Origin of the sequence: Aminipila terrae, assembly GCF_010120715.1 — a bacterium.
GTDB lineage: Bacteria > Bacillota > Clostridia > Peptostreptococcales > Anaerovoracaceae > Aminipila > Aminipila terrae.
In genome coordinates this window covers 3345165-3369646 of record NZ_CP047591.1, presented here as the reverse complement: position 1 = coordinate 3369646, position 24482 = coordinate 3345165, and the positions used below count along the sequence as shown (strand labels likewise).

23 protein-coding genes and 3 pseudogenes are annotated in these 24482 nt (G+C 34.5%); 5 read left to right on the top strand and 21 right to left on the bottom strand.

Features of this window, described 5'->3' with window-relative positions; translation table 11 throughout:
- Positions 1–73: 73 nt before the first annotated feature.
- Entirely contained in the window at positions 74–874 is an 801-nt protein-coding gene (locus Ami3637_RS16265; protein WP_162363483.1) for a copper amine oxidase N-terminal domain-containing protein, read from the bottom strand.
- A gap of 579 nt (positions 875–1453) precedes the next feature.
- On the opposite strand from Ami3637_RS16265, the gene Ami3637_RS16260 reads away from it, so the two are divergent.
- Both Ami3637_RS16260 and mprF read left to right on the top strand, forming a co-directional pair.
- Positions 1454–1819: a hypothetical protein gene (locus tag Ami3637_RS16260; protein WP_162363482.1), complete on the top strand. Its 366-nt coding sequence runs from the start codon at positions 1454–1456 to the stop codon at positions 1817–1819.
- Positions 1813–4025: pseudogene (mprF, locus tag Ami3637_RS16255) on the top strand (bifunctional lysylphosphatidylglycerol flippase/synthetase MprF). Before Ami3637_RS16260 ends, mprF begins: the two are co-directional and overlap by 7 nt.
- 92 nt (positions 4026–4117) lie before the next feature.
- Here mprF and Ami3637_RS16245 read toward each other — a convergent pair.
- From Ami3637_RS16245 to Ami3637_RS16220, 7 genes are all read right to left on the bottom strand, one after another.
- A complete protein-coding gene (locus Ami3637_RS16245) occupies positions 4118–4657 on the bottom strand; it encodes a rubrerythrin family protein (protein WP_162363479.1) in 540 nt (179 codons plus the stop codon).
- A gap of 155 nt (positions 4658–4812) precedes the next feature.
- Positions 4813–5559 (bottom strand): LysM peptidoglycan-binding domain-containing protein, encoded by a 747-nt coding sequence (locus Ami3637_RS16240; RefSeq protein WP_162363478.1) that lies wholly within the window; start codon positions 5557–5559, stop codon positions 4813–4815.
- 149 nt (positions 5560–5708) lie between these two features.
- Positions 5709–6197 carry a DUF2127 domain-containing protein gene (locus tag Ami3637_RS16235; RefSeq protein ID WP_162363477.1) on the bottom strand — a complete coding sequence of 163 codons (489 nt, stop codon included), beginning with the start codon at positions 6195–6197 and terminating at the stop codon, positions 5709–5711.
- Positions 6198–6377: 180 nt separating this feature from the next.
- Positions 6378–6872: a multicopper oxidase domain-containing protein gene (locus Ami3637_RS17745; protein WP_243158051.1), complete on the bottom strand. Its 495-nt coding sequence runs from the start codon at positions 6870–6872 to the stop codon at positions 6378–6380.
- Between the two features lie 5 nt (positions 6873–6877).
- The gene (locus Ami3637_RS17740; RefSeq protein ID WP_243158050.1) at positions 6878–7264 is read right to left on the bottom strand and encodes a multicopper oxidase domain-containing protein; all 387 of its coding nucleotides are present in this window, start codon (positions 7262–7264) and stop codon (positions 6878–6880) included.
- A gap of 101 nt (positions 7265–7365) precedes the next feature.
- Entirely contained in the window at positions 7366–7917 is a 552-nt protein-coding gene (locus tag Ami3637_RS16225; RefSeq protein ID WP_162363476.1) for a flavodoxin family protein, read from the bottom strand.
- Between the two features lie 388 nt (positions 7918–8305).
- Positions 8306–9124, bottom strand: coding sequence for a MerR family DNA-binding transcriptional regulator (locus Ami3637_RS16220; protein ID WP_162363475.1), 819 nt, complete (start codon positions 9122–9124; stop codon positions 8306–8308).
- Between the two features lie 219 nt (positions 9125–9343).
- On the opposite strand from Ami3637_RS16220, the gene Ami3637_RS16215 reads away from it, so the two are divergent.
- Positions 9344–10615, top strand: a complete 1272-nt coding sequence (locus Ami3637_RS16215; protein ID WP_162363474.1) for a RidA family protein — start codon at positions 9344–9346, stop codon at positions 10613–10615.
- A gap of 137 nt (positions 10616–10752) precedes the next feature.
- Here Ami3637_RS16215 and Ami3637_RS16210 read toward each other — a convergent pair whose 3' ends face one another.
- Positions 10753–11859 carry an aldo/keto reductase gene (locus Ami3637_RS16210; RefSeq protein ID WP_162363473.1) on the bottom strand — a complete coding sequence of 369 codons (1107 nt, stop codon included), beginning with the start codon at positions 11857–11859 and terminating at the stop codon, positions 10753–10755.
- Between the two features lie 20 nt (positions 11860–11879).
- Positions 11880–12287 carry a cupin domain-containing protein gene (locus Ami3637_RS16205; RefSeq protein ID WP_162363472.1) on the bottom strand — a complete coding sequence of 136 codons (408 nt, stop codon included), beginning with the start codon at positions 12285–12287 and terminating at the stop codon, positions 11880–11882.
- 183 nt (positions 12288–12470) lie between these two features.
- On the opposite strand from Ami3637_RS16205, the gene Ami3637_RS16200 reads away from it, so the two are divergent.
- Positions 12471–12944, top strand: coding sequence for a MerR family transcriptional regulator (locus tag Ami3637_RS16200; RefSeq protein WP_162363471.1), 474 nt, complete (start codon positions 12471–12473; stop codon positions 12942–12944).
- Between the two features lie 76 nt (positions 12945–13020).
- On the opposite strand, the gene Ami3637_RS16195 is transcribed toward Ami3637_RS16200, so the two are convergent.
- The 5 genes and pseudogenes from Ami3637_RS16195 to alaS form a co-directional block, all read right to left on the bottom strand.
- Complete coding sequence (locus Ami3637_RS16195; RefSeq protein WP_162363470.1) at positions 13021–13938, bottom strand: DUF2935 domain-containing protein; 918 nt, start codon at positions 13936–13938, stop codon at positions 13021–13023.
- Positions 13939–14089: 151 nt separating this feature from the next.
- Positions 14090–14614 (bottom strand): CarD family transcriptional regulator, encoded by a 525-nt coding sequence (locus Ami3637_RS16190; protein WP_162363469.1) that lies wholly within the window; start codon positions 14612–14614, stop codon positions 14090–14092.
- A 288-nt stretch (positions 14615–14902) separates the two neighbouring features.
- On the bottom strand, positions 14903–15355 hold the full coding sequence (gene ruvX, locus Ami3637_RS16185) for a Holliday junction resolvase RuvX (protein ID WP_162363468.1): 453 nt from the start codon (positions 15353–15355) through the stop codon (positions 14903–14905).
- Between the two features lie 78 nt (positions 15356–15433).
- A complete protein-coding gene (locus Ami3637_RS16180) occupies positions 15434–15682 on the bottom strand; it encodes an IreB family regulatory phosphoprotein (RefSeq protein WP_456298126.1) in 249 nt (82 codons plus the stop codon).
- A gap of 123 nt (positions 15683–15805) precedes the next feature.
- Positions 15806–18429, bottom strand: a pseudogene (gene alaS, locus Ami3637_RS16175) (alanine--tRNA ligase).
- A 156-nt stretch (positions 18430–18585) separates the two neighbouring features.
- Here alaS and Ami3637_RS16170 point away from each other — a divergent pair.
- On the top strand, positions 18586–19542 hold the full coding sequence (locus Ami3637_RS16170) for an aldo/keto reductase (protein ID WP_162363467.1): 957 nt from the start codon (positions 18586–18588) through the stop codon (positions 19540–19542).
- A gap of 88 nt (positions 19543–19630) precedes the next feature.
- On the opposite strand, the gene Ami3637_RS16165 is transcribed toward Ami3637_RS16170, so the two are convergent.
- The 6 genes and pseudogenes from Ami3637_RS16165 to Ami3637_RS16135 form a co-directional block, all read right to left on the bottom strand.
- A complete protein-coding gene (locus Ami3637_RS16165; protein WP_162363466.1) occupies positions 19631–20017 on the bottom strand; it encodes a SpoIIIAC/SpoIIIAD family protein in 387 nt (128 codons plus the stop codon).
- Positions 20018–20034: 17 nt separating this feature from the next.
- Positions 20035–20232: a stage III sporulation protein AC gene (gene spoIIIAC, locus Ami3637_RS16160; protein ID WP_330586713.1), complete on the bottom strand. Its 198-nt coding sequence runs from the start codon at positions 20230–20232 to the stop codon at positions 20035–20037.
- Between the two features lie 20 nt (positions 20233–20252).
- Complete coding sequence (locus Ami3637_RS16155; protein ID WP_162363465.1) at positions 20253–20774, bottom strand: stage III sporulation protein AB; 522 nt, start codon at positions 20772–20774, stop codon at positions 20253–20255.
- A 23-nt stretch (positions 20775–20797) separates the two neighbouring features.
- Positions 20798–21681: pseudogene (gene spoIIIAA, locus Ami3637_RS16150) on the bottom strand (stage III sporulation protein AA).
- 141 nt (positions 21682–21822) lie between these two features.
- Complete coding sequence (locus tag Ami3637_RS16140; protein WP_162363462.1) at positions 21823–23175, bottom strand: hemolysin family protein; 1353 nt, start codon at positions 23173–23175, stop codon at positions 21823–21825.
- A gap of 72 nt (positions 23176–23247) precedes the next feature.
- The gene (locus tag Ami3637_RS16135; protein WP_162363461.1) at positions 23248–24471 is read right to left on the bottom strand and encodes a peptidase U32 family protein; all 1224 of its coding nucleotides are present in this window, start codon (positions 24469–24471) and stop codon (positions 23248–23250) included.
- Positions 24472–24482 lie beyond the last annotated feature (11 nt).

The window sequence follows — 24482 nt, the reverse complement described above, 5'->3', positions numbered from 1 at the left end:
AAATTAAAAATAAATTCCAATGTAGGAAAATAAGTTTCTCTCGTACAATTGGAATTTAGAATATTTCTTTAAATTAGAGGGTAGAAACTGTTTTTAAAATGCTTTCTTCGAATTTCTTAAGTTCTTCCGTTACAGAAACAAGCTTTGGTTCCAATTGTTTCAAATTTTCTTCATCAATCGCTAAAAGATCCTCAGTGCCACTTCCATCGATAATGTGTTTTTTATCATTTTCAATACCTTCTTTGGCTGCAATTATTTGATCTTTTAGTAGTCTCTGTTGAGCCTCTAAGTCAGCTAGCCGTATACCCTCTTCAGAGCTTGGTTGATAGACTAACAATTTATCCGGATATTCCATACCTGTACCAGAGATAGACACAGATTCAGTTCTTGTAATTCTATCTTTAAGGTAATAAAGTGGTAGTAAACTTTTCCCTGAATCATCAACGGGATTTTGTACAATATTAATTGTCTGAGTCTGCTGATTCCAGGTTACAGTCGCACCTAAATTTTCGCTTATAAGTCTAATTGGTACAAACGCTTTGGAATTTACGATTTTAGGAGTAGCATTGGCGTTTACTAATCCATCATTAATAACAGTCCAACGATTATTTAATATTAACACAAGTACAGTTCTGCCTTTATACACGATAATTTCTTTTGTGTTATTTTTCCATACAACTTTAGCGCCCAATTTTTCAAAAACACCTCTTACAGGAACATAAGTCACATTATTCTCAATAAAGGGGGCTGCATCAAAATTAACGGCTTCACCATTAACATTTACATGGATCTTGGAGTTTTGTGCGAAAGATAAGGATGGCAGGGCTAGGATGAGTGTGCATACTACAAAAAGTATTAATACTGTTTTTTTCATATCATTCTCCTTCTTAAATATAAGAATAGACATTTGTAAATGCCTTCTCTCATTACAAACAATTAGTGGGCTTTAAATTTTGAGGAATATTATAGTTGATGCATCCAGCTATTAATTTCTGCAGTATTTTAAAACTCCCCTTATTATAAGTATACTGCTCTTTTTCTACTTTTGTTTCTTTGTTCTTCTTTCTTTTTCGACACATTTAGACACAATTTGATATTTTTGTTTCCTTGCATATATAAGGATATTTGAATTTAGTACTAAAACTTTCAGTTATAACAGATAACTGTCAATTGAACTAAACGTCTTTAATTGGTTGAACATTTTGTACCACAAGCACTAGTTTTTCCTATACGTGGCCGGCCATAAATAATAGCTCATGGTATCCCATTGGAAATCCATGTATGTTAGAGACGAAATAACTATCTAGTTCTTCAAAATATTTCTTCAACATTCTATACTATAAATTGGTTACTTAGAATTATAGTTGCTTCTTTGGGTATCATAACAGTTATAACAGAATCTTACTATCAATGAAGAGTGATTAAATCATTTCTCGGAGGTATATTTTAATTTATGGAGATAATTAAAAGCTCACAAATCCAACTTGTAAAGCACTATAGAGGCTTGCTAAAGCTAGTCTTCGCCTTTGCTCTTTCGGCGTTAATCCTATATGAAGGTCATGAGCAGATACAAAGCATTCATCCTGCCACCACATTGCATACTATGCGTTCTATCCCGCTTCTATCCATTGGGCGGTTTTTCATACTAGGAATCATAGCATCCGTGTCCATGGTGCTTTATGATGTTTTCGGAATGAAAGCATTTCAATTTGATATTGAAAAAAAACAACTTTTTAGTATTTCTTTTCTTTCTAATTCCTTAAATACATTACTCGGGTTTGGAGGTCTGACAGGGCTTCAGTCAAATCATTATTGCTAAAAAGACAGAACATTGAGTTAAAGGAAACGCTCTCCTATAATACCCTACTGGTAACATCCACAATTACCGGCCTGTCATTTATTATAATTTTATCGTTATTCAATTTCCCAAGCATTGCTTCACTGGTTAGTCAGCACAAATGGCTTATGCTCTGCCTCATTGGGTTCAGTTGCTATCTTCTTGTGTATTTTTTTCTCGACAAAATGATAAAGCAGCTTCGGAGCTGGGCCTGTTCCTTTGGTGTAACCAAGCTGCTGGTTCTTCGATTTGAATTACTGGGAGTTTCTATTCTTGAATGGTTTCTTGCTGGGCTCCTTTTTTATAATTTGGTTTACTATTTTCAGAGAGATCAGAACTTCTTTAATATACTATCAATCTTTGCTGTTGCATCAGCTGCTGGTATATTAAGTTTCATGCCTGGGGGAGTTGGCTCGTTTGATCTAATAGCAATCATAGGACTTCAATTTATGGGCCTAACGGATAATGAAGCTCTAACCGTTGTTATTCTGTATCGGGTCTTTTACTTTATCCTCCCTTCCTGTGTAGCAATTGTCAACTTTTCTTTACAAGTTCTGAGAAGAAGTGAGCAAAAAGGCTATGTAATCAAATCCCAAATTTATGGGCAGCTAGTTGCAACCGTTATGGCTATCATCGTTATCACCTGCGGTTTACTTTTGCTGATTTCAGCACTGACCCCTAGTCTAATCTCAAGAAGCAAATTAATCACTAACATGGAGGCTGTGGTATTTTTGCAGTACTCCCGCAGTATTTCTATTGCCATTGGCTTCATGTTGCTTTTTTTAGCAGAGGAAGTTTTCTTCCGCGTAAAAAGAGCTTACAATACTACAATGATTTTACTTCTCTCTGGGGGTATTTTTACTTTTATCAAAGGGTTTGATATTGAAGAATTTTTATTCCTTCTAATAGCTATGGGGATTTTACGTTTATCCAAGACGAACTTCTACCGAAGGAGCATCCTTGTTAAGCCGAGCCATATTGTTGTGGTTGTCATCAGTGTACCAATCCTGTTGACGATATACCTAAAAATTAGTCATATCCTTTTTACCAGTTACATTAAAACCTTCCACTATCCACATTTGATATTCCATGATGTCCAAGCATTTATACACTCTGGTATATTGGCCTACGTACTATTTTTAGCCTTTATCATATTCTGGTATTTGAAACGTGATCGAATTGAGAAGAATCCTCTCTTCCAAACATTAGATTTAGTTAAGGTGAATAAGTTTTTTGATACAAATATAGGTCACCACTTGTCTCATTTGATTTATCTGGGAGATAAAAATTTATTCTGGGCTGAAGATGATCAGGTTCTTATCGCTTATTCGCTTTTTTCCGATAAAGCAGTAGTTTTGGGAGATCCTTTGGGGGAAGAATCTCTCCTTTCAGATGGAATACAGGAATTCCAAAGATTTATTGATACCTATGGATACCGTGCCGTATTCTATGAGGTGGATGAAGATAAGCTATCTCTGTACCATGACAATGGCCTTTTTTTCTTCAAACTAGGAGAAGAAGCAATTGTAAATTTGCAGGAGTTTGATATGGTTGGCTCTTCCCGTAGGAGCTTTCGCAACATCGTCAAACGCTTTGAAAAAGACGGATATATCTTTGAAGTGCTGTCACCACCTTTTGATGACCAGCTATTGTATAATCTAGAAAGCATCTCTAAAGAATGGCTGGATAATCGAAAGGAAATGGGGTATTCTGTTGGTTGGTTCCAAAAAGATTACCTACAGAAGGCCCCCTTGCCGTCATAAGGAAACAGTCAAATTATGAAATTATTGCCTTTGTATCCATGACATTGCAGGGTAAGGATTCTGTGAATATCGGAATTGATCTGATGCGATTCAGAAGCCATGTACCGAATTCTACAATGGATTTCATGTTCATTCAGCTTCTACTGCATTTTAAAGAACTCGGATACCATTATTTCAGCCTTGGTGTGGCACCACTGGCTAAGGTTGGATTTGCCCTTAGATCCCACAAGGTGGAGAAAATCGCCCATTTTATCTATGAACATGGTAAGCTAATATATAGCTTTGAAGGTTTGCGTAAATTTAAAGATAAATTTGACCCTAAATGGGAGCCAAGATATCTTGCCTATCCGCAATTAGTGTCCCTACCTGCACTTTTAATTGAATTATCAATGTTAGTAAACATGAAGAAAAAAAAGAATATTTAAAAGTAATTCTGTCAACAGATGTAAAAAAGCCAGGTATCATACCTGGCTTTTCATAGCATTGTTATGTTAAAATCCTAATAAATAGCTTTAATCTAATAATTAATAACGTATAGTTGATAAAATGCTTGGGGATATCCACAAACAGGACAAAATTCAGGTGCACATTCACCCCAATAAAGATTACCACAATTCAAACAAACCCAGACCATGTTTCGCTCTTTGCAAAAAACCTGGTCATTTTCTATATTATATACTAATTGCTTAAATCGGTTATCATGGTTGTATTCTATAGATGCTACCCCATCAAATAGATTTGCAATTTCATCAAATCCTTCTTTACGAGCAGTATCGGAAAATTCTCGATACATAGTGGTCCATTCATAATCTTCACCTGCAATTGACTCCTTAAGATTATCTAATGTTGAAGGAACTTCCCCACCATTTAATTGTTTTAACCATATTTCCGCATGTTCACGTTCGTTACTCGATGTCTCATCAAATATATTACCAATTTGTTCATAGCCATCTTCTCTTGCTTTTGATCCATAGATTGCGTATTTTGTACTAGCCATCCTTTCCCCATTATATGCATTCTTCAGATTCTGATATGTTTGACTCTGCTTAAAATCCATTTTAAACCTCCCCATCATAATGAATATTTAATCCTATTATTTTATGATAAAATTAATATTTTCGTACCTTGAATGATTACTTATTAAATTGATGGGCTTAAGCTTCTTGTTGAACACACATATTGTTATAAGTTCGAATATTTACTTGTGTACCCTTATGTGTTTTGTTGTTTGAAGTCTGTTTCCAGCACATCTACTTTATCAAGAAGAATATTGGCATTATCAATTGTATTTTGATAATTTTTGTTATTTATTGATTCCCCTAAAGTTTTCGTTGCCTGATCGAAATCCTCAATATCTTTACTATATTTTGTATCCAATTGAGGCTTTAATCTTTCCCAGATTTTTTTAGCTGCTATATAATTATTGTTTGCTTCATTCCAATCATTACCTTCAACGTTTAATATAATCTGTCGTCCTAGATAGTCTAACCGGATTACGTCTGTTGGAATGATTACCTTAAAATAGTCAAGCATATCAGGAATGTACATGGTAATACGATTCGCCTGAGCTATTGCAGAATAGGCTTTTTTTTGAATTACATTTTGTTCTAGGTTTTTAATTGCTAAATTCATTCCAGAAATCAATTCAGCAGGAACCACCGCCTCCTTAAGTAAAGGTGTCAATTCATCCATATTTGTCTTTATTAAATTTACCTTGCTTACGGCTTTTTCCCAATCCGCCGCATAAATATCATCTATTATATCCTCAGCATTTGACTCTATTGCATCCAGCTGCTTTGGAATGGGTAACAACTCTGGAATATTTATGATTTGTCCTATATATAAGGGTTTTGTGTTTGATATTTCAGGATTGGCCTTAATCAATTGTACTAAAGGTACTCCAAATTGTTTTGCAATCATAAATAAGGTATCATTAGGTTTTACAGTATACTGTCGCATTTTGAACTCCTTCCATATATTTTGTTTGTTTATAATATGTGACGAGGAGTTCTCTTGCTACTATTAACACTTGTAATAACGGTGTTCTTTAGACAACCTTTTCATTTTTATTTATTTGCTTTGTTTAAGATCTTGAATATCCAATTAAACTAAGAATAGTTTTTTATTCTTTTATACTCAACGAAAGTTAATAATATTATTAGAATGTCAAGTATGGTCAGGAATATCAGCCATGTTGAATGATAAATCGTATATCTGTATATCTGATAAGTAACGAACAGAATCAAGGCAAATATAGTAAGAGGATAAGCCCATAGTTTCCTTTTCCATAGCAATAATATAAGAATTAATTTAATAAGACCGTGAGAAATTAAATAAAAAACCCAAAAGTATTGTGTATTTACAGAAAACTGATAACTTAATTTAACCATATAATTAGCCAGAATATCCCTGGGATCTTCTGATAATTCATTCTGTGTCAATAAAACTATTATGCTATTTAATCTGGTGGGGTTTAGAATCATCAGCAAAATCCCACCTATAATTTCTAAAGTTCCGTTAATTGCCTTTAGTAATATTCCAATGTTAAACCCTTCATGAAGTATGCCTGTCATATTAATTGCCCGTGTTTTTTTCATTTATATTCTCCTCATAAACTATTTTTGATATAAAAGCTTATTTAAATCTATTTTGATTAAGTATCACTTAAATATTCTGTTTTTAAATAAAGTTGTATTTAATTTAGTTACTAGTAATGCTAAAAGCGATTAAATTTCTTTAATCGCTTTGCTTAACTATCACTATGCAATATTATTAATTCAGTTCATATAAATAATGATGGTTGACATCCCTCCAAATGGCTTCGTCATATTGTTGCACATATGGTGTGGAATATGACAATGAAATGGCCATATTCCAGGATTATTTGCAAGGAACTCTATATCATATGTTTCACCAGATGCCACATTTATAGTGTTCTTCACAGGTCTGTTTCCAAAATGAACAGAGTTTCCATCGCTAGCTGATACCACAAATTGGTGGCCATGAAGATGCATTGGATGAGAATCGTGTCCGATATTGCCAAGCCTGATTCTGACAGTTTCATCTAATTCAACATGAATCGGATCCAGATAAGGGAAACAGCGCCCATTCATTGTAAAAAAGTTAAATTCCATGCTATGAGGATCAATTTCGTATATTCCAGGTTTCACCTCTCCGGCTTTTAAGTCTTTAATCTTAAATTCCTGGAGCATATAAAAGTAGTCTCTGCAATCCTCTTGGTGTGATTCAGTTATAATAAAAGCCCCTCCCAAACCCATCATTTGCTGCATTGAAGAATCAACATGGGTGTGGTACATATGTGTTCCTGGGGATTAGTTATTCTAAATTGATAATCAAAGTATTCTCCTGGTCTTATTTTGGGAGAAGGTTCTACATCTGGAACCCCATCCATATTATTAGGTACATCAAGTCCATGCCAATGAACACTTGTGGGTTCTGGTAAGTAATTTATAACACGAATGTTTACATAATCACCTGATTTTACTTGAATTGTTGGGCCTGGTATACTTCCATTATACCCCCACCCTTTTATAAACAATCCCGGTAATATTTCTTGTTCAACCGGTTCAGCAATTAATTCAAAATATTTTATGCCGTTTTGTATCATAAAAGGAAGATTGTTAATATTTGGAGTAATTATCATAAACGTCACCTCATAATAAATTTCTATTTATTATATTCGTGACATTTTATTTTAATTCAAGTGGTAACTCCAGATATTTGATAGAAACTAAAAGGATAGATTCATTTTATGGATTTCCAAAGAATATTTAAGTCTTGAAGCCGAACTCTATCCTTGGCTAAATCCCCTGCCTCAAAAGCGCAAACAGATTGATTGAAAATGAGACTCCAGCCAAAATAGTTGCAAATGCATTCAAATTGATCACTGATTAGTTTATATTCCAAATCATCCAAAGAAGCCTCTCCAACGGCCACGATTCCCAGTTTCTTCTTTTGCTTACGAAGTTGATCGTCTTTGGAGTATAATTTGTCAATGACTATTTTTAATTGAGAAGTCATACCCCAGTAGTAAACAGGAGTGCCAAGAATAAGTACGTCAGTATCATAAATCTTTTGAATAATTTTAGCGCTGTCATCTGGAATTATGCAATTACCGCCGTTTTTTCTACAGGCATCACAGTTAGTACATCCACTGAGTTTGAACTCTGAAACTTCAGATAGCTCAACTTCCGCTTCTGGAATATTAGATTGAATTCCTGTACGTATTTCCTTTAGTGCAGTCCCCGTGTTTCCAATTATTCTGGGGCTGCCATTTAATAATAAAATTTTCATCATCAAAACCCTTTCATTTTAATCAAATTTAATTAAATAAATTAAAAATACTGTTCCATACCTTTTTTCATTGAGTAAATTGTTTTTTTATTTTGTTTATTATATCAAAGCTTTATCCAATTGTACCCAACCAATTAATGAAAAATAACCATCCAATTTTCCTTAATAACTTTCAGAATTACTGCTACTGGAGCCCTAATTTATCCCCTTACAAAAATTATTTTTATCCCAACAGGGCTCATTTTAACCATAAGAAAAGTAAAAAGAATATAAAACTCCTGATTCTCCATATTTGTAGTATAAAAAAGACAGCCATTCGGCTGTCCTCTCTTTATAGGTTTGTATTTAACCCTCTATAGAGCCAAGACTTGGTTCGGCTATTATTTAAGTCCTAGTTCTTTTTTATTATAGGAATTTGAATTTCTGTAATGTATTCATTCTCAGAGTCGGAAAAATCATAATCAACTATATTTTTTTCAATGGAGTCTCCTGCAATCTGATATCCATTTTCCTCAATCCATCGGATAAGTAGTTGATAATGCTTTCCCATATCCGTGTAGGGTCCTAAAAATGCAATACAAACATACTCGTTTTCAGGAATTACCGTCAATTGCTTACAAATCTCCGGATCAAAGGGCACAATTTCAATAAAATATCTGAATTTATTTAAAATCCCACTATTCATGTTTTCCTTGGATAATGAAGTATAAATCTGTCCTTCAATAAGCCAGGAGCTTATTCTGAAATATTTTTCGTTACGTTTTAAAGTCTGCTTGATTTCATAATCACTTTTAAGATCATTGATATCTATAAACTCCCCTATTCTTTGGGGAATTTTCTTGATAATTATTTGATCCAACTGGTCCTCTATATTTTCAAAAAGTTCGAGCTTTGTCTGAATTTTCTTTTTTAGATTTACCAGTTTGTTAATTTTTATATCAATTTCCTCTTCCTTTTTTTTCAACAGGCAAAGCAGGCTGTTTGTATTCTTGTTACCCATGTATTTTTTTATTTCACCTAATGAAATATCAAGGTTTTTTAAAAAAAGGATTCTACTTAGCTTGAAAAAGTTTCTGATGCTGTAGTAGCGATAGTCATTATTTTCATCATACTCAGGTTTAATTAGATCAATCTTGTCATAATGCCTAAGGGTGTCAGTGCTAATATTAAATATTTTTGACAGTTCTCCAATTAAAAATTTATCTTTCATAAAAATTTTCCTTTATTTCTTATTAAAATCCTATGTGAGTTAATGGATATTATACAGTAGGAATCCTGTATCGGCAATACTTAGGAGCATTTTTTAAGTGCGATTAAATTTATTTTGGCATAAGTAAAAATACCTATTGACCTTGGAGTTAGTCAAAGGTTTATGATTCACTTAAATAAATTTTATAATTAAATTAATAAAACAAAGGAGAATACTTTCATGAGCGACTATAACGTAGTATTAGCAAGAAATACGGAAAATGCACCAAAAGGTATCGGCCCATATTCACAAACTGTAGCTTTTTCTCATTACAATAATCTTTCAGCTCAATTACCGATTGATCCGAAAACAGGTAAATTAATAGCTGGTGGTATAAAAGAACAAGCTGAACAATGCTTAAAAAATATCAAGGCAATTTTAGACAGCATCAATCATGTTATGAGTGATGTGGTTAGAATCACTGTGTTTGTTAAGAACATCAAAGATGTTGACGCTGTAGACGAAGTTTATAAAACATTCTTCCCTACTTACGTTCCTGCACGAACCACAGTGGCAGTTGCAGCTTTACCTATGGATGCTTTAGTTCAAATTGAAGCACTTGTTTCAAACGGTGAAGGTACAATTCCAAATGCTCCGCAAGCAGGTGATCTGATAAAGCTTACCAATAACACAGCAAATGCGCCAACAAGTACCCTATCTACACAAACGGTAGCTTTTTCTCATTACAATAATATTTCCGCTCAATTACCGATTGATCCCAAAACAGGTAGATTGGTAGCTGGAGGTGTAAAGGAACAAGCTGTACAGTGCTTAAAAAATATCAAGGCAATTTTAGAAAGTATCGATGTTCCTTTTGATGATATTGTAAAAATTAATATCTTCCTTAAAGACCTTGCTGATATTGAAACTGTCAACAAAGTATATACTACATTTTTCCCAGATTCAGCTATCGCCAGGGCTGTAGCTTATGTTCCTGCTCGTACAGTAATTGCAGCTTCAGCTTTACAGATGGATGCATTGGTACAAATTGAAGCTGTGGTTTCACACGGAGATGGTACACCTCCACAAGCTGTGGAAGACAGACATGGAATCGTTATAAAAGCAAGTAATACGGAAAAGGCTCCAAAGAGTTCTCTATCCACACAAACGGTTGCATTTTCTCATTATAATCACCTTTCAGCTCAATTACCAATCGATTCAAAAACAGGTGAAATGGTAGCTGGTGGTGTAAAAGAACAGGCAGGACAGTGCCTAAAGAATATTAAGGCAATTATAGAAAGTATTGACCATGTGATGGACGATGTAGTTAAAGTAAATATCTTCCTTAAAGATCTTGCAGATATGGATGCTGTAGACGAAGTTTATAAAACATTCTTCCCAGGTGGTACTCCTGCCCGAAGGACAGTTGGCGTATCCGCTTTGCTGAATGATGCTTTAATCCAAATTGATGTGGTTGTAGCAAATGCTGAAGGAACATCTCCTAACGCATAATTGCAGGCGCTAAATCCAAGTTAAAACATATATCTTATCCGTAAGAAAGAAAGCAACATATATAAGCCAGCATCAACTCGTAATGAGCTGATGCTGGCTTATATTAATTAGGGGTAATTGCTATGAGTTACAATAAACTACTTTAATAATAGTGAATGTGCCTTTTTTAGATTTTCGGGAATCACTATATTTTGAGGACAGTAGGTCATGCATAAACCACAATTTATACATTGATCAGCTCCCGCTCCTGAAGAGATAATAGAACTCTTATATGTCCATCCATCTATAAAAGAATCGGTCATACTTACAGAGTTATATAATTTAAAGATTTCTGGTATGTTTACATTTTTAGGACATGGCATACAATAGCTGCAGCCTGTGCAATCAATACCCTTCTTCTTTTCAAAGGCTTCTCTGATTCTATTTATCAGATTTAAATCTTCTGTGGTCATCACGTTGCACTCGGCTTTATGAAAAATATCAAGATTTTCTTTTAATTGAGCTAATGTACTTGTTCCGCTTATAACAACTGAAACTTCTGGCATATTATAGAGCCACCTGAAACACCATTCCACCAGTGTTCGCTTTTCTGGATAATTGCTGAGTATTCCCTTAACTTCAGGGGGATACTGGTTTACAATACTTCCGCCTTTTAAGGGCTCCATAATTACAGCAGCAATGCCCTTTTCTGCCAGATATTTCAGCCCTTGGGTACCTACCTGATAAAACTCGTCCAAAATATTTAACTGGATTTGAGCCATCTCCCAATCATAGGACTCAGTTACTTCTTTAAATAATTCTAAAGGTCCGTGATAAGAAAAAGCCGTGTGTCTTATTTTTCCCTTCTTAACCATCTTGTCAAGAAACGTAAGTCCGTCAAAGCGTTTTACTTTCTGCCAGTTATCAAATCCCAGGTTATGAAGAAGATATACGTCAATATAGTCTGTCTGGAGCCTCTTTAGCTGCTCATCGAGATATTTTTCAAAATCATTATATGTTGTGATATTCCATATAGGACTTTTGGTTGCTAAATAAGTCTTGTTTCTATACCCGTCTTTTAGTGATTTCCCTGTTATGTTTTCGCTACCTTGATACACGTAGGCAGTGTCAATATAGTTGACGCCATGATCTAAAGCATATCTAACCATTTCAATGGCTTCTGCTTCGTTGTCCGGGAACCTCATACATCCCAGTCCAAATCTTGAAACCTTTAATCCGGTTTTTCCATAATTAACATACTTCATTTGCTTTTCTCCTCATTAATCTATAGTTTTCCATATTCCTCATGGGTAACAGCTTCACACCATTCATTACTGGAACTTCCTATGGGCACTGATAATGCTAAATGGGAAAATGCCTCATTTTTTACTGCTCCATGCCAATGCTTTATTTCTGGTGCGATATAAACCACATCCCCGCTTTTTAAAAGTCTGGCCTCTTTCCCAGTTTCCTGATACCAGCCGTGTCCGCCAACACAAATAAGTATTTGCCCAGAGCCATGATGAATATGCCAGTTATTGCGGCACCCTGGTTCAAAGGTGACATTGTGAATCCTTATTTCATTATCGTTTAAGAGACTTATATAGCTTTTACCGATAAAATAAGGAGCAAATGCTATATTCTCATCACCCAGTGCAAAATCAGATATATTCTCCAATTCTATTCTTTCCATACATAAATCCTTTCTGTTATTATCAATCCTCCTGACTCTAGGTATATTGATAGTAAATCATACTTAATTGACTTCATAATTTATTCATGCTAAACTCAGCTATTAAGTTAAATACCATTCTACAACTTAAAGTTAACTTCAAGTCAATACCTATTTTAAAAATTTCATTTAGGAGGATAGAAAATGATTTATACAATTGGTGAAATTTCAAAGAAACTTAATGTGGCTCCATCTACATTAAGATATTATGATAAAGAAGGATTAATCCCATTTGTAGAACGTTCTGCAAACGGAATACGTATGTTTAATGAGCAGGATTTATCAGGCTTAGAGCTTATTGAATGTTTAAAGAAAACGGGTATGCCTATTAAGGAAATCAAGCATTTTATTGATTGTTGTGTGGAGGGAGATTCTAAAATCCAGGAAAGGCTTTCCATTATTGAATCCCAGCGAATTTCTGTAATGGAACAAATGAAAGAAATGCAATCAATGCTTGATATGCTGAACTACAAGACGTGGTACTATCAAACCGCTGAAAAAGCAGGTACTTGTGCCGTACATGACGGAATACAACTATCAGATGTCCCTGCTGAATACCATAAATATATTGAAAAAAAGAAACATAAAAAAACAGAAAATACTTCTATAAAGTACTAAACCACAATATCTTTGCAATTACTTTATGGCAAAGATATTTTAGTTTAGTACTAAGCTTTCAGGGTTATAGCTATTCTTATTTTGTGTATGTATTCAGCAAACGCAGGTAATGATTGGATTCTCTTAATACATGATCTCCTAAGAGGGGGATAATTATTGACTTAACCTTACAATTCAGAATGCCTTGGGTGCCTTGCTCGTTGAAATTACGGACGTCTGTTGTAGCGCTCAAGCTTTCGCTTGTTACCTCTGAAAGAGGCAAAGTCTGATCCATAGCTTTTTTGGATTCCTCGTATAGTTGATTAAATTCATTTCCAAAATTATTTGCAGCAATAATCAATTCATTTTCTGTTGGATCAAGTAGCCCACGGATAAAAAGTGAATGCTCAGCCATAATTCTATTCCAAAAAAGTTCCTGCTCAATAGCCTCCTGTTCAATGGTTATTTTTTCTTTTTCTTCCAGCCTTTGTATTAATAAATTATATAATTTTGCTTCACGTAAAATATGATCTATTAAAAGTGGATAATTTACTGTAAACATATTACAAGAAGTCACATCACTTAAGACTTTTGTTTTAAACCGTATGAGCTCATCTAATAGATTCAAGATCCTGACATTAAGATCATTTACTCTTTGCTCCAGCATATTTATATTATTTGGAGTACCTTCTGACAAGCTTTCTTCTATCTTCGTAAGTTCAGTATTGATAGGTACACCAGTATAAAAGACTGAAACTTCCTCAGTTTTTAGTGTATAAGGAGTAATGACTTCTCCAGAGTTAAGAAAGCTCTGATTGATTACTCCGTCAGAAAGAATAAGGGCTTCCATTAAAATGATATCAAATGCCCTTCTAAAATTATCTGCAGTTTCTGCGAAATCTTTGTCTCGAGGAGTGAACCCAATCTCCAAAAAAAATGAATGCTCCTTCATAATTCTTGTAAAAAACAAATGCAATTCTAATGATTGCCGTACATACTCAGTGGTTGATAACATAAAAACCTCCAATTTATAGTTTTATGTTATAATATATTACTCCTTTTATTAAATGTTCCATTTACATTCACCCACCCTGTTTTGGAAACCCCAACAATGGCATCTGTAAGCAGACAAACCCAGGATATTTTAAATTAAGAAGTAACCATGTCTACAGCATATCTTCGCCTTTTTGTATTTTTTTAATAGATTCCTCAATATATTTATTTACTTCGTTTTTAGGAATATCTAAAGCTAATGCAAATTCACTGTTGAGTAATTCTTCTGCAATTTTTTTAAACTTCTCATCCGTCTGCCCTAAGTTTTTACCTTGTAGCTGTACAGCTTTTCTTTTTCCATATACAGATTTTATAATATATATTAAATCAGTACATTTATGAGTGGAAAGTAATTTCTTATAGTGGTCTTCCATAACCTTATAATTCTGGTTTTCAATAATTTCTGCTTGAATTTTAGGGATTTGTTTTATAATATTTTTTGCCTCAGATTTTGAAACTACTGGCCTCATATAGACTAAGGTGTCTACGGGAATAAATATTTTTCCATCATTATATACAGGGGATAAAGTATAATATAATTTATCTTCCGCAATACCTGAGATGTCAGGTATGCCAATTTCATCAACTCTACAGACACCTTGATTTCCATATATAATAAGATCTCCAATTTTATACATAAAAGCCTCCTTTACTTAACTTTTGACTATATTTGCATAAATTAATCATTATTAATAAACATTAAATTGAACAACTGGATTTATGTTTGTCAAAACTACATGTGTGTATATTAATTTTATCACAAAAAAGCTATAAAATGTAATAAAAATTCTTGATTTTTTTTTAATATATGATATTATATAAAGTTTAATGGTTATTCATCTGGTATTAAGGTGCAAATCTTATCTTTTAGATATAAAAAGAAGCCATTATATATCTAATGACTTCTTGTAAGTAATTTATTATATTTAATCCTGTTTCTGTTTTTTTTGATAAGCCAGCTTATCAAGATATCCCTGTAAGATTAAAATAGCAGCCTGTTTATCTATAACTTCTTTTCTCTTTTTTCTGCTGACATCGGCCTCTATCAGAATTTTTTCTGCCATGACAGTAGTAAGACGCTCATCTTGGAAAACTACGGCTATATCAGCCATTCCTGAACTTTTAAGCTTGTTCTCAAGCATCGTTTTGAATTCGTAAACTTTTTCTGTCTGGATACTGTCCGTTCCATCCAGTTTCTTGGGAAGACCTACGACTACCGTATCACAATTATATTCTCTTATATAGTCCATGACTTTACCAGCATCTTTTCTTATGCCTACACGTTCTATGGTTGTGACTCCGTTTGCTGTGAGCAGTAATTCGTCACTAACAGCGACTCCAATTGTTTTATCGCCTACGTCCAGTGCAAGTTTTCTCATATATTAATTACCTTTCTTTTGTAATATAATACTAAAAAATAAGGCGGACATCTGTCCGCCCTTTTTCTAGATTGTGTCTTATTTTTTTAGAAATGCTCGAAGTAATTCTTCCACTAAGTCATCTCTTTCAATGTGTCTAATGATATTTCTAGCGTTGTTATGCCCAGTTATGTAGGAAGGATCTCCTGAAAGGATATAACCTACCATCTGATCGATTGCATTATAACCTTTTTCATCTAAAGCATCATAAACGGTCTTTAAAATATCTTCTGTTGTTTTTTGGTCACTTTTCTCTGAGTTGTTAAACATAATAGTGTTTCTATCCAATCCTACTCACCTTCTTCCTTTTCTATTATTATACACATATTTCCATAATCAAAACAACCCTAATTTGCATATTTAATATTGTTGTAATATTTACACTAAATTATGATGGAAATTTATAGCATTTTACTTTATAAGAGTTTCTGCAACTTTAAAAGCATCCTGAATTTTTGAAGGATCTTTTGCTCCAGCCTGTGCCATATCGGCTTTTCCGCCGCCACCGCCGCCGGCAGCTGCTGCGATCTGTTTAATCATATTTCCTGCATGATAACCCTTTTCAAGGAGATCATCCGTAATAGAAACCATAAAGGTTACCTTCTCACCATTTTGAGTAGCAAATACCAATACGTAGCCTTTATGAGACTTCTTTATATCGTCTGAAATCTGACGGAGATCATTAATATCATAATCTGTAAAGGCTTTTGTCAGCAGTTTTACGTCCCCAATGGTTTTTGCTTCATCTAAAATAGAATCAAGTGATGAACTTATAGCGCTCTTCTTTAGTTCATCCAGTTCTTTTTTAAGGCTTTAGCTTCTTCTGAAAGACTTGAAATCTTTGTAAGAAGTCCTGTATGACTGGTTTTTAAAATATCGGCAGCATTTTCTATTACGGATTCAGCCTCCTTCAGTTTGTTAACAATGCCTAAACCTGTAACCGCTTCAATTCTTCTCACCCCTGCTGCAACCCCGGATTCACTTATAATTTTGAAAGATCCGATTAAACCAGAATTGGCCACGTGGGTACCACCACAAAGTTCTTTACTGAATTCGCCAATAGAGACAACTCTGACAGTATCCCCGTATTTTTCTCCAAATAAAGCAGTAGCTCCGGTTTTAACTGCATCCTGCATGGACATTTCTTCCATAGTAACTGGCAGGAAGTGCATGATTTTATCGTTTACAATTTTTTCAACAGCAATCAGCTGTTCTTTTGTGACAGCTTCATAATGATTAAAGTCAAAACGCAGACCTTCAGCATTTACGCTGGATCCAGCCTGCTGTATATGGCTTCCCACTACTTCCCTAAGAGCCTGCTGCAGTAAATGTGTAGCAGTATGATTTCTTGAAATATGATTTCTTACAGGAACATCAACAAATAACTTTAATTTATCTCCGACTTTAAGCTGGCCATTCACGATTTTCAGCTTATGGGCAAAGTTGCCCTGAAATTTAGTAACTTCAACGACTTCAGCAGTAAAGTTGTCATTGCATACTACTCCGTGGTCATAAATCTGACCGCCGCTCTCCGCATAAAAAGGTGTCTTGTCCAGTATAATTCTCGCATCATCACCAATTTTTGCCACTTCTGAAATATTTTTATTGCAGAAAATGCCTTTTACAATTCCTTCATCTTCTGTTTTTTCATAACCAGTAAATACAGTTTTACTTCCGGCAGCAAAATCCAGATTTTCTTCTGCCCAGCCATCATCATCTACAGATTTTCTTGCAGCTCTTGCTGTTTCTTTCTGATGCAGCATATTGGCATTAAATCCTTCTATATCAGCTGTACATTCATTCTCAGCTAAAATTTCCTGAGTTAATTCAAGAGGAAAACCAAAGGTGTCATAAAGCTTAAATACCTTTTCTCCGGAAAGTTCTGTTTTACCCTCTTTCTTTAATTCTTCCACATACTCAGCAATAATTGCAGTACCCTGATCAATTGTTGAACTGAATTTTTCTTCTTCTATAGTAATAATTTTGAAAATATAATCAGATTTTTCTTCAAGCTCAGGATATGCTCCCCCTGATACTTCGATAACCTTCTTTGATAATTCAGCCAGAAAAGCTCCATCAATATTCAGAAGTTTGCCATGTCTTGCAGCTCTTCTGAGCAATCGTCTGAGAACATATCCCCTGCCTTCATTACTAGGTATGATACCATCCGCAATCATGAATGTTACAGAACGTATATGGTCTGTGATGATTCGAATGGATACATCTGTTTTATATTTACCATTGCCATATTTAATCCCGGATTTATCCACAACAGCATCAAGAATATATTTAATTGTATCAATATCAAATATGGAATCTACTCCCTGCATGATACATGCAAGTCTTTCCAGCCCCATGCCGGTATCAATATTTGGATGAGCTAGATCAGAATAATTTCCATCTTCATCTCTGGAAAATTGAGTAAATACGTGATTCCAGAATTCAACATATCTGTCACAGTCACATCCAGGTTTACAGTCAGGACTGCCACAGCCATACTCTTCACCTCTGTCAAAGTAGATTTCAGAACATGGTCCACATGGACCAGTACCTATTTCCCAGAAATTATCATCTTTTCCCAGTCTTACAATTCTTTCTTCAGGCATTCCAATGGTATTTTTCCAGATATCAAAAGCCTCGTCATCATCTTCATAGATTGTAGCCCAGATTTTTTCTTCAGGAAGTTTTAAAACCTGAGTAATAAATTCCCATCCCCAAGTAAGGGATTCTGTTTTAAAATAATCACCAAAGGAAAAACTGCCCAGCATTTCAAAAAAAGTACCGTGTCTTGCAGTCATTCCAACGTTATCAATATCTCCTGTCCTGATGCATTTCTGGCAGGTAGTCATTCTTTTGCTTGGTGGCGTTTCCAAGCCAGCAAAATAAGGCTTTAGTGGTGCCATACCAGAATTTATGATAAGCAGACTCTTGTCCTTTTCCGGAACAAGAGAAAAACTTTTTCTTTTATAGTGATCTTTACTAACGTAAAAATTTTGGAATGTTTCCCTAATTTGATTTAACCCAAGTTTTTCCATTTATATTGATTCCTCCCGTGAATTATTATCATGAAATTCATTTTATTGATTTTTGTCGTATAACCCGATTATTATAACATATTTTATGTTACAATTAAAGAAAATAATGAAGAAAACCATAAGTATATATAAACACATCGTGTAATTGGAGGGTTTATGCAAAAGAATGTTCTTGGAAAAACGGATTTAAAAGTTACTCAGGTAGGATTTGGCGTACTCACTATAGGGAAAACTCAATTAAATATGTCATTGGAAGAAGGTTCTGCTGTTTTAAAATACGCTTTAGAATGCGGCATAAATTTTTTAGATACTGCACAGTATTATGACACGTATCATTATATAAAACGTGCTTTAAAAGGTACAAACTATAATCCGGTTATCACGTCCAAATGTTTAGATCCCTCTTATAATCAGATGAAGTATGCCGTTGAACAGGCAAGAAAAGAAATGGACAGAGATGTTATCGATATATTTCTTCTTCATGAAGTCAGAAGTATTTCTGATTGGGAAAACCGTATTGGGGCATGGGAATATCTTCAGGAAGCCAAAACAAAAGGTCTGGTGAAGGCAATTGGTGTTTCCACTCATCATGTAGATGTAGCTGAACATGCAGCCCAAATCTCTGAACTGGATGTACTCTTCCCTCTTATTAATTTCAGGAGTCTGGGAATCAGAAAAGGAAATGGACCAGGAACAAAAGAAGAAATGGCTGTGGCCATAAAGAAAAATACAGAGCACGATAAAGGTATTTTTACCATGAAGGTTTTTGGAGGCGGCAATTTAACGGGCCATTACCTTGAGGCCCTGGACTATGTACATACACTACCCGGAGTTTCTTCCATGATGATCGGTTTTGGACATAAACAGGAAATAGACAGGATTATTGAATATATAGAAGGGTCTTTAGATCAGAATTATATTCCTGACATTACCAAGAAGAAAATTCATATTGATGAAGGTGACTGCGAAGGTTGTGGAGCATGTATTGAAAAGTGCCCTAATCATGCAATTACTTTTAATGACAATGGTTCAGCAGGGGTAAATCATTCAGTTTGTTTAACTTGTGGCTACTGTGCACCCGTATGTCCTGTTCGTGCAATTATCATGTTTTAAACTAAATATGGCTGGCAATTTAATACAAACAAATGACGAATGAACAGTAAAAGGCATATGGATTGGTATCCATATGCTTTTTAACTTTCTATTTTAATACAGAATTTATTAGCTGTAATATTGCAATCAGTATTGGAATCGCCAGATAAAATATGATTATTTTCCCCGCAAGTTCTACTTTTCCCGCAATGGCTCCTTCCCCTGAGTCTTTACAAAGCTGAGAAGTAAAATCAGCAATATAAGCAACTACCAGTACCTTTATGATGATAGGGAAAAAGGTTTTTCCGTATGTAATATTGCCATATATACTTTGTAGAAATGAAAATACCGACATAAGTTTTTCTAAGGCTAAAGTAAATATGATTATCACTGTTGCCAGCACAACGTAAATAGCAAATTCCGGTTTGAAACCTTTTATTATTTGTGCACAAATAACCCCTACAAGTGCTATTAGTGCGATTTTTACTATATCCATAGGTTCACCCCTGTCGCCTACAATTGAAATAAAGTTTTTACAGTTTCAAAGAATTCACTTATCATACGGATGATAAAGAAAAGTACCACGATAATTCCTGCTAACGTGGTCATCAGTGCATAATCTTCCCGTCCAGCTTTCGTAAGTATCTGATTTATTACTGCTATTGCAATCCCTATTCCGGCAATTTTAAATATGATGTCAACATCCATCATCTTTTGTGCCCTCCACAATTTTATAATAGTATAATAACAAGTGTTAAACCTATAGCAATTCCTAAGTTTTTATACATCTTGCCCTTTGTATTGTTCTCTTGAACAGCATCTTTTAACTGGTTCTCCAGTTGTTTATAAGACCTTTGAATAACAGCGCTCTGACCATATACATCAGTACCACCCAGGCCTTTTCCAAGCTCATTTATGGCATATATGTCTTCTGCAGTAAATGAGCAGCTATCCCCCAGTTCATTTGAATATTTAATCCAGCTTTCAATAAAACTGCAATTGTTTTTGCCTTTTAAATCCATGGATACTTGTGAAAATAAATTTTTAGCACCATGATTTGCCTTCTCTGCAGAAACTATTGCTAAGGCTTCCGGAAGAGGTGTTTTGCGATATAAGATTTCATCCTCTAAATTCTTCAGGCCATCAAGGAAGCTTTGTAAATTTGTAACTCTGCACTGATAGTCCTGTGCTTTAAAATATCCTATGGCACAACAGATAATAAAAATCAGGGTGTTTAAAATAATCTTAAGCAAAATATATCTTCCTTTCTTATGATTTACATAATATTTTTACCGTTATCGGCCTTTTTTTGACTGGAATATATAATCTCTTTAATTGATCCGGTTTTGGGTACATTTGATAAAAAAATGATACAAGAGAAAATTCCTTTTTTGATAAGACCGCCTATGGCCGAATTTAAAACATCCTCATAAGAATTCCCATGTATAGTAGTAATCAAGTTAACCCCTGCACACATGGCGGTTTCTATAGCATAAATGTCAGCACTTTTACCGATTTCATCTGTAGCAATGATATTAGGCGACATGGCTCTTATGAGCATGATGATTCCTTGCTCTTTGGGACAGCCGTCTAAAATGTCTGTGCGTGGACCCAAATCATAGTAAGTATTGCCGCGATAGCTGCCGGCTATTTCTGATCTTTCATCACATACTCCCACCCGAAATCCTTTACTGCTTAAATTTCTTATGAGATCTCTTAACAAAGTGGTTTTTCCGCACTTAGGCGGCGAAACAATCAAGGTATTATGGATAGTGCCATCCGGTTTCAAAATCTTATTAATACATCCATCGGAAGCCCCTATTACCTCTCTGCTGCATCGGATATTTACAGAAGATATATCTTTGATGAGTTTCACATTACCTTTGTCAAGAACCACCTTACCACATACACCTGCTCTGTGCCCCCTTCAATGGTTATATAACCATTTGCTAATTCCGCTTCGTAAGCATAATAAGAATAATTTAGCATGCGGTTTATGAGATTATTGAGCATTTCATAGGTTACAGCATATGATATATGGAATTCTTCATTTTTTGAAATTATTGAAATGGGCTGTCCGATTCTAAACCGAAATTCTTCAGCATTATTTATAATGGTATCGGGCAGACTCCGAAGCGTATTCTCAAGATCCTGCGGCATTTTTATCAGTATACTTTCAATATTTTTGTCCATGTTTAACACCTCCATATCATAAAGATATTGCTTGGACAAGAAATTATGATTAAAATTTAATATGTGCAAAAAAAAACACATTCTCATGGAGAATGTGTTCCTACTTATTTATTCAGCTTTTTCTACTATTGTATCTTCCAGGGAATCTGGAACAATATATAACTTTACTTTTTCAATTCTTCGCTCTTTAACAGATTGTATTTTAAATACACAGTTTTCGTACTCGATAACACGTTTATCCGGTTCGGCCTCATCTGGTATTTCTCCCAGAAGGTCAATTAACAGTCCTCCCAGAGTTTCACTGTTTTCAGATTGAAGGTTTAAATCAAGTTCTTCATCTAAATCATTTAAATTGATAAATCCATCAACAATAAATGTATTATCGTCAATTTTCTCAATTGGAAGTTCTTCTTCATCATACTCGTCATCGATGTTTCCCATTACTTCTTCAATAATATCTTCCATGGTCACGATACCAGAAAATCCACCATATTCATCAATTAGTATAGCAATATGCTGTTTTGAACTTTGCAAATCAAAGAATAGTGAATCAATATTCTTGGTTTCAGGAACAAAATAAGGCTTTCTTAAAATGGAACGGATTTCGACATTTTCAAATCCATCTTCACGGGCCTTTATAAGATAATCCTTTATATGCAGTATGCCGATAATATTGTCACTATCATCTTCGTATACTGGAATTCTGGAGTATCTCAGTTCCATTAATTCATCAATATATTCTTCAGTAGGATCATTTATATCAATATAAAAGACATCTGTTCTAGGGGTCATTACTTCGTAAGCAAGCTTATCATCAAAGGCAAAAATGCTGTTAATCATTTTTTTCCCTTTTTCTTTAAGTACACCAGTTTCCTGACCTACTTCAAGCATAGACATAACTTCATCTTCCGAAAATTCTTCGTCTTCAATATTTGTTTTTTGTCTGGTTAGTCTTAAAATTATATTTACTGAGAAAGACAGAACCCATACAAAAGGTTTTGTTACTTTGGATAAGAGTACAATGGGCCGCACCACAAGCATTGAAATACTTTCAGCATGTTGAAGGGCTATTCTTTTAGGATACAGTTCACCTAAAACAAGGGTAACATAAGATAAAATAATGGTTACTACAAGAATCGCAATATAGTCACTATAAGGAATCCCCAAATTAATGAAGAATTTACTTAAAATATCAGACATACCTACAGCTGCCGAAGCACTGGCAAGAAAACCTGCCAGAGTAATTGCAACCTGAATAGTTGATAAAAATATATTGGGATTATCTAATAAATCACGTACCATTGCAGCCTTTTTATTACCCTCCTGTGCAAGAACTTTTATTTTATTCTTGTTGACAGATACGATAGACATTTCTGCAGCTGCAAAAAATGCATTTATAAAAATTAAAAATGCTAAAAATAATATTTGTGCCATCACTGGCATACTGGGGTCCGAAGACATTCTTTTTTCTCTCCTTTTTACAATTAAAAAAATTTTGACTAATATTTGAATTACGTGGAAAATTATATCATTTTATTTCTTTTTTCGCAACATAAATCCAGATGCAACAGGCTGATTCACTTTTATCTGTAAAAGTTGTTGAGGATGAGGTGCTGATTCAACGGGTTCTCCATTTTCATCCATCATGATTTGAAGAGTCTGGGTAAAGAAATCATCATTTGGACCAAATATTTCGATTTCTTCCCCTATACTCATTTTATTCCTTTGCTCAACTAATGCTATTCCTGTCTCAGGATTGTAATCCTTTACTAATCCTGTAAAAGTATACTCTCTTGTATATGCGCTGGTCTGATAGTCCTGATCCTTGTTTGTAGGCTTATTAAAATAAAATCCAGTGGTAAATTGTCTGTGGCTGACTTTTTTCAGTTCATTTAACCATTCTTCTTTGAATACATAATTTTCAGGATCAGCATAGTAAGCATCAATGGCCTTTCTATAGGCACTTACAATAGTAGCAACATAAAAAACACTTTTCATACGGCCTTCTATTTTTGCAGATACAATTCCTGAATTTATCAGTTCTGGTATATGATCAATCATACATAAATCTCTGGAATTTAAGATATAGGTTCCACGCTCATCTTCTTCCACAGGAAAATATTCATCAGGTCGTTGTTCCTCAACAAGACTGTATTTCCATCTGCAAGGATGTGCACATTGACCTCTGTTGGCATCCCGTTCAATCATAAAATTGCTAAGCAGACATCTCCCTGAGTAGGAAATGCACATTGCTCCCTGAACAAAAGCTTCTATTTCCATTCCTTCAGGCATTTTACTATGAAGCTCTTTTATTTCTTCAAAGGTTAGCTCTCTGGCTAATACAATTCTTTTTATCCCCTGCTGGTGCCAAAATTCAGCAGCTTTAAAATTAGTCATATTCGCCTGAGTGCTCAGATGGAACTCTGCATCTGGAATAGCTTCTTTTATCAGCAGTAAGATACCTGGATCAGAAACCAGAAATGCATCAATATTAATATCCTTTATTTTATTCAGGTATTCTTCAAAAGGTTTAATATCTTCATTGTGGGCATATATGTTAACCGTTAAATATGCTTTTTTACCTTTTGCGTGCGCATAATATACCCCTTCTTTAATCTCATCAATTGTAAGATTACCTGCTCCTGCTCTTAAACTAAACATTTCTCCACCAAAATATACGGCATCTGCACCATAATCAATGGCTATTTTTAATTTTTCTAAATCTCCTGCGGGAGCTAAAAGTTCTATTTTCTTCATTTTTACCTCTT

Bases quoted from the DNA above. Each gene is read 5' to 3' on its own strand.
- Ami3637_RS16265 (WP_162363483.1), bottom strand. From the start codon at position 874: ATGAAAAAAACAGTATTAATACTTTTTGTAGTATGCACACTCATCCTA.
- Ami3637_RS16260 (WP_162363482.1), top strand. From the start codon at position 1,454: ATGGAGATAATTAAAAGCTCACAAATCCAACTTGTAAAGCACTATAGA.
- Ami3637_RS16245 (WP_162363479.1), bottom strand. From the start codon at position 4,657: ATGGATTTTAAGCAGAGTCAAACATATCAGAATCTGAAGAATGCATAT.
- Ami3637_RS16240 (WP_162363478.1), bottom strand. From the start codon at position 5,559: ATGCGACAGTATACTGTAAAACCTAATGATACCTTATTTATGATTGCA.
- Ami3637_RS16235 (WP_162363477.1), bottom strand. From the start codon at position 6,197: ATGAAAAAAACACGGGCAATTAATATGACAGGCATACTTCATGAAGGG.
- Ami3637_RS17740 (WP_243158050.1), bottom strand. From the start codon at position 7,264: ATGATAATTACTCCAAATATTAACAATCTTCCTTTTATGATACAAAAC.
- Ami3637_RS16225 (WP_162363476.1), bottom strand. From the start codon at position 7,917: ATGATGAAAATTTTATTATTAAATGGCAGCCCCAGAATAATTGGAAAC.
- Ami3637_RS16220 (WP_162363475.1), bottom strand. From the start codon at position 9,124: ATGAAAGATAAATTTTTAATTGGAGAACTGTCAAAAATATTTAATATT.
- Ami3637_RS16215 (WP_162363474.1), top strand. From the start codon at position 9,344: ATGAGCGACTATAACGTAGTATTAGCAAGAAATACGGAAAATGCACCA.
- Ami3637_RS16210 (WP_162363473.1), bottom strand. From the start codon at position 11,859: ATGAAGTATGTTAATTATGGAAAAACCGGATTAAAGGTTTCAAGATTT.
- Ami3637_RS16205 (WP_162363472.1), bottom strand. From the start codon at position 12,287: ATGGAAAGAATAGAATTGGAGAATATATCTGATTTTGCACTGGGTGAT.
- Ami3637_RS16200 (WP_162363471.1), top strand. From the start codon at position 12,471: ATGATTTATACAATTGGTGAAATTTCAAAGAAACTTAATGTGGCTCCA.
- Ami3637_RS16195 (WP_162363470.1), bottom strand. From the start codon at position 13,938: ATGTTATCAACCACTGAGTATGTACGGCAATCATTAGAATTGCATTTG.
- Ami3637_RS16190 (WP_162363469.1), bottom strand. From the start codon at position 14,614: ATGTATAAAATTGGAGATCTTATTATATATGGAAATCAAGGTGTCTGT.
- ruvX (WP_162363468.1), bottom strand. From the start codon at position 15,355: ATGAGAAAACTTGCACTGGACGTAGGCGATAAAACAATTGGAGTCGCT.
- Ami3637_RS16170 (WP_162363467.1), top strand. From the start codon at position 18,586: ATGCAAAAGAATGTTCTTGGAAAAACGGATTTAAAAGTTACTCAGGTA.
- Ami3637_RS16165 (WP_162363466.1), bottom strand. From the start codon at position 20,017: ATGGATATAGTAAAAATCGCACTAATAGCACTTGTAGGGGTTATTTGT.
- spoIIIAC (WP_330586713.1), bottom strand. From the start codon at position 20,232: ATGATGGATGTTGACATCATATTTAAAATTGCCGGAATAGGGATTGCA.
- Ami3637_RS16140 (WP_162363462.1), bottom strand. From the start codon at position 23,175: ATGTCTTCGGACCCCAGTATGCCAGTGATGGCACAAATATTATTTTTA.
- Ami3637_RS16135 (WP_162363461.1), bottom strand. From the start codon at position 24,471: ATGAAGAAAATAGAACTTTTAGCTCCCGCAGGAGATTTAGAAAAATTA.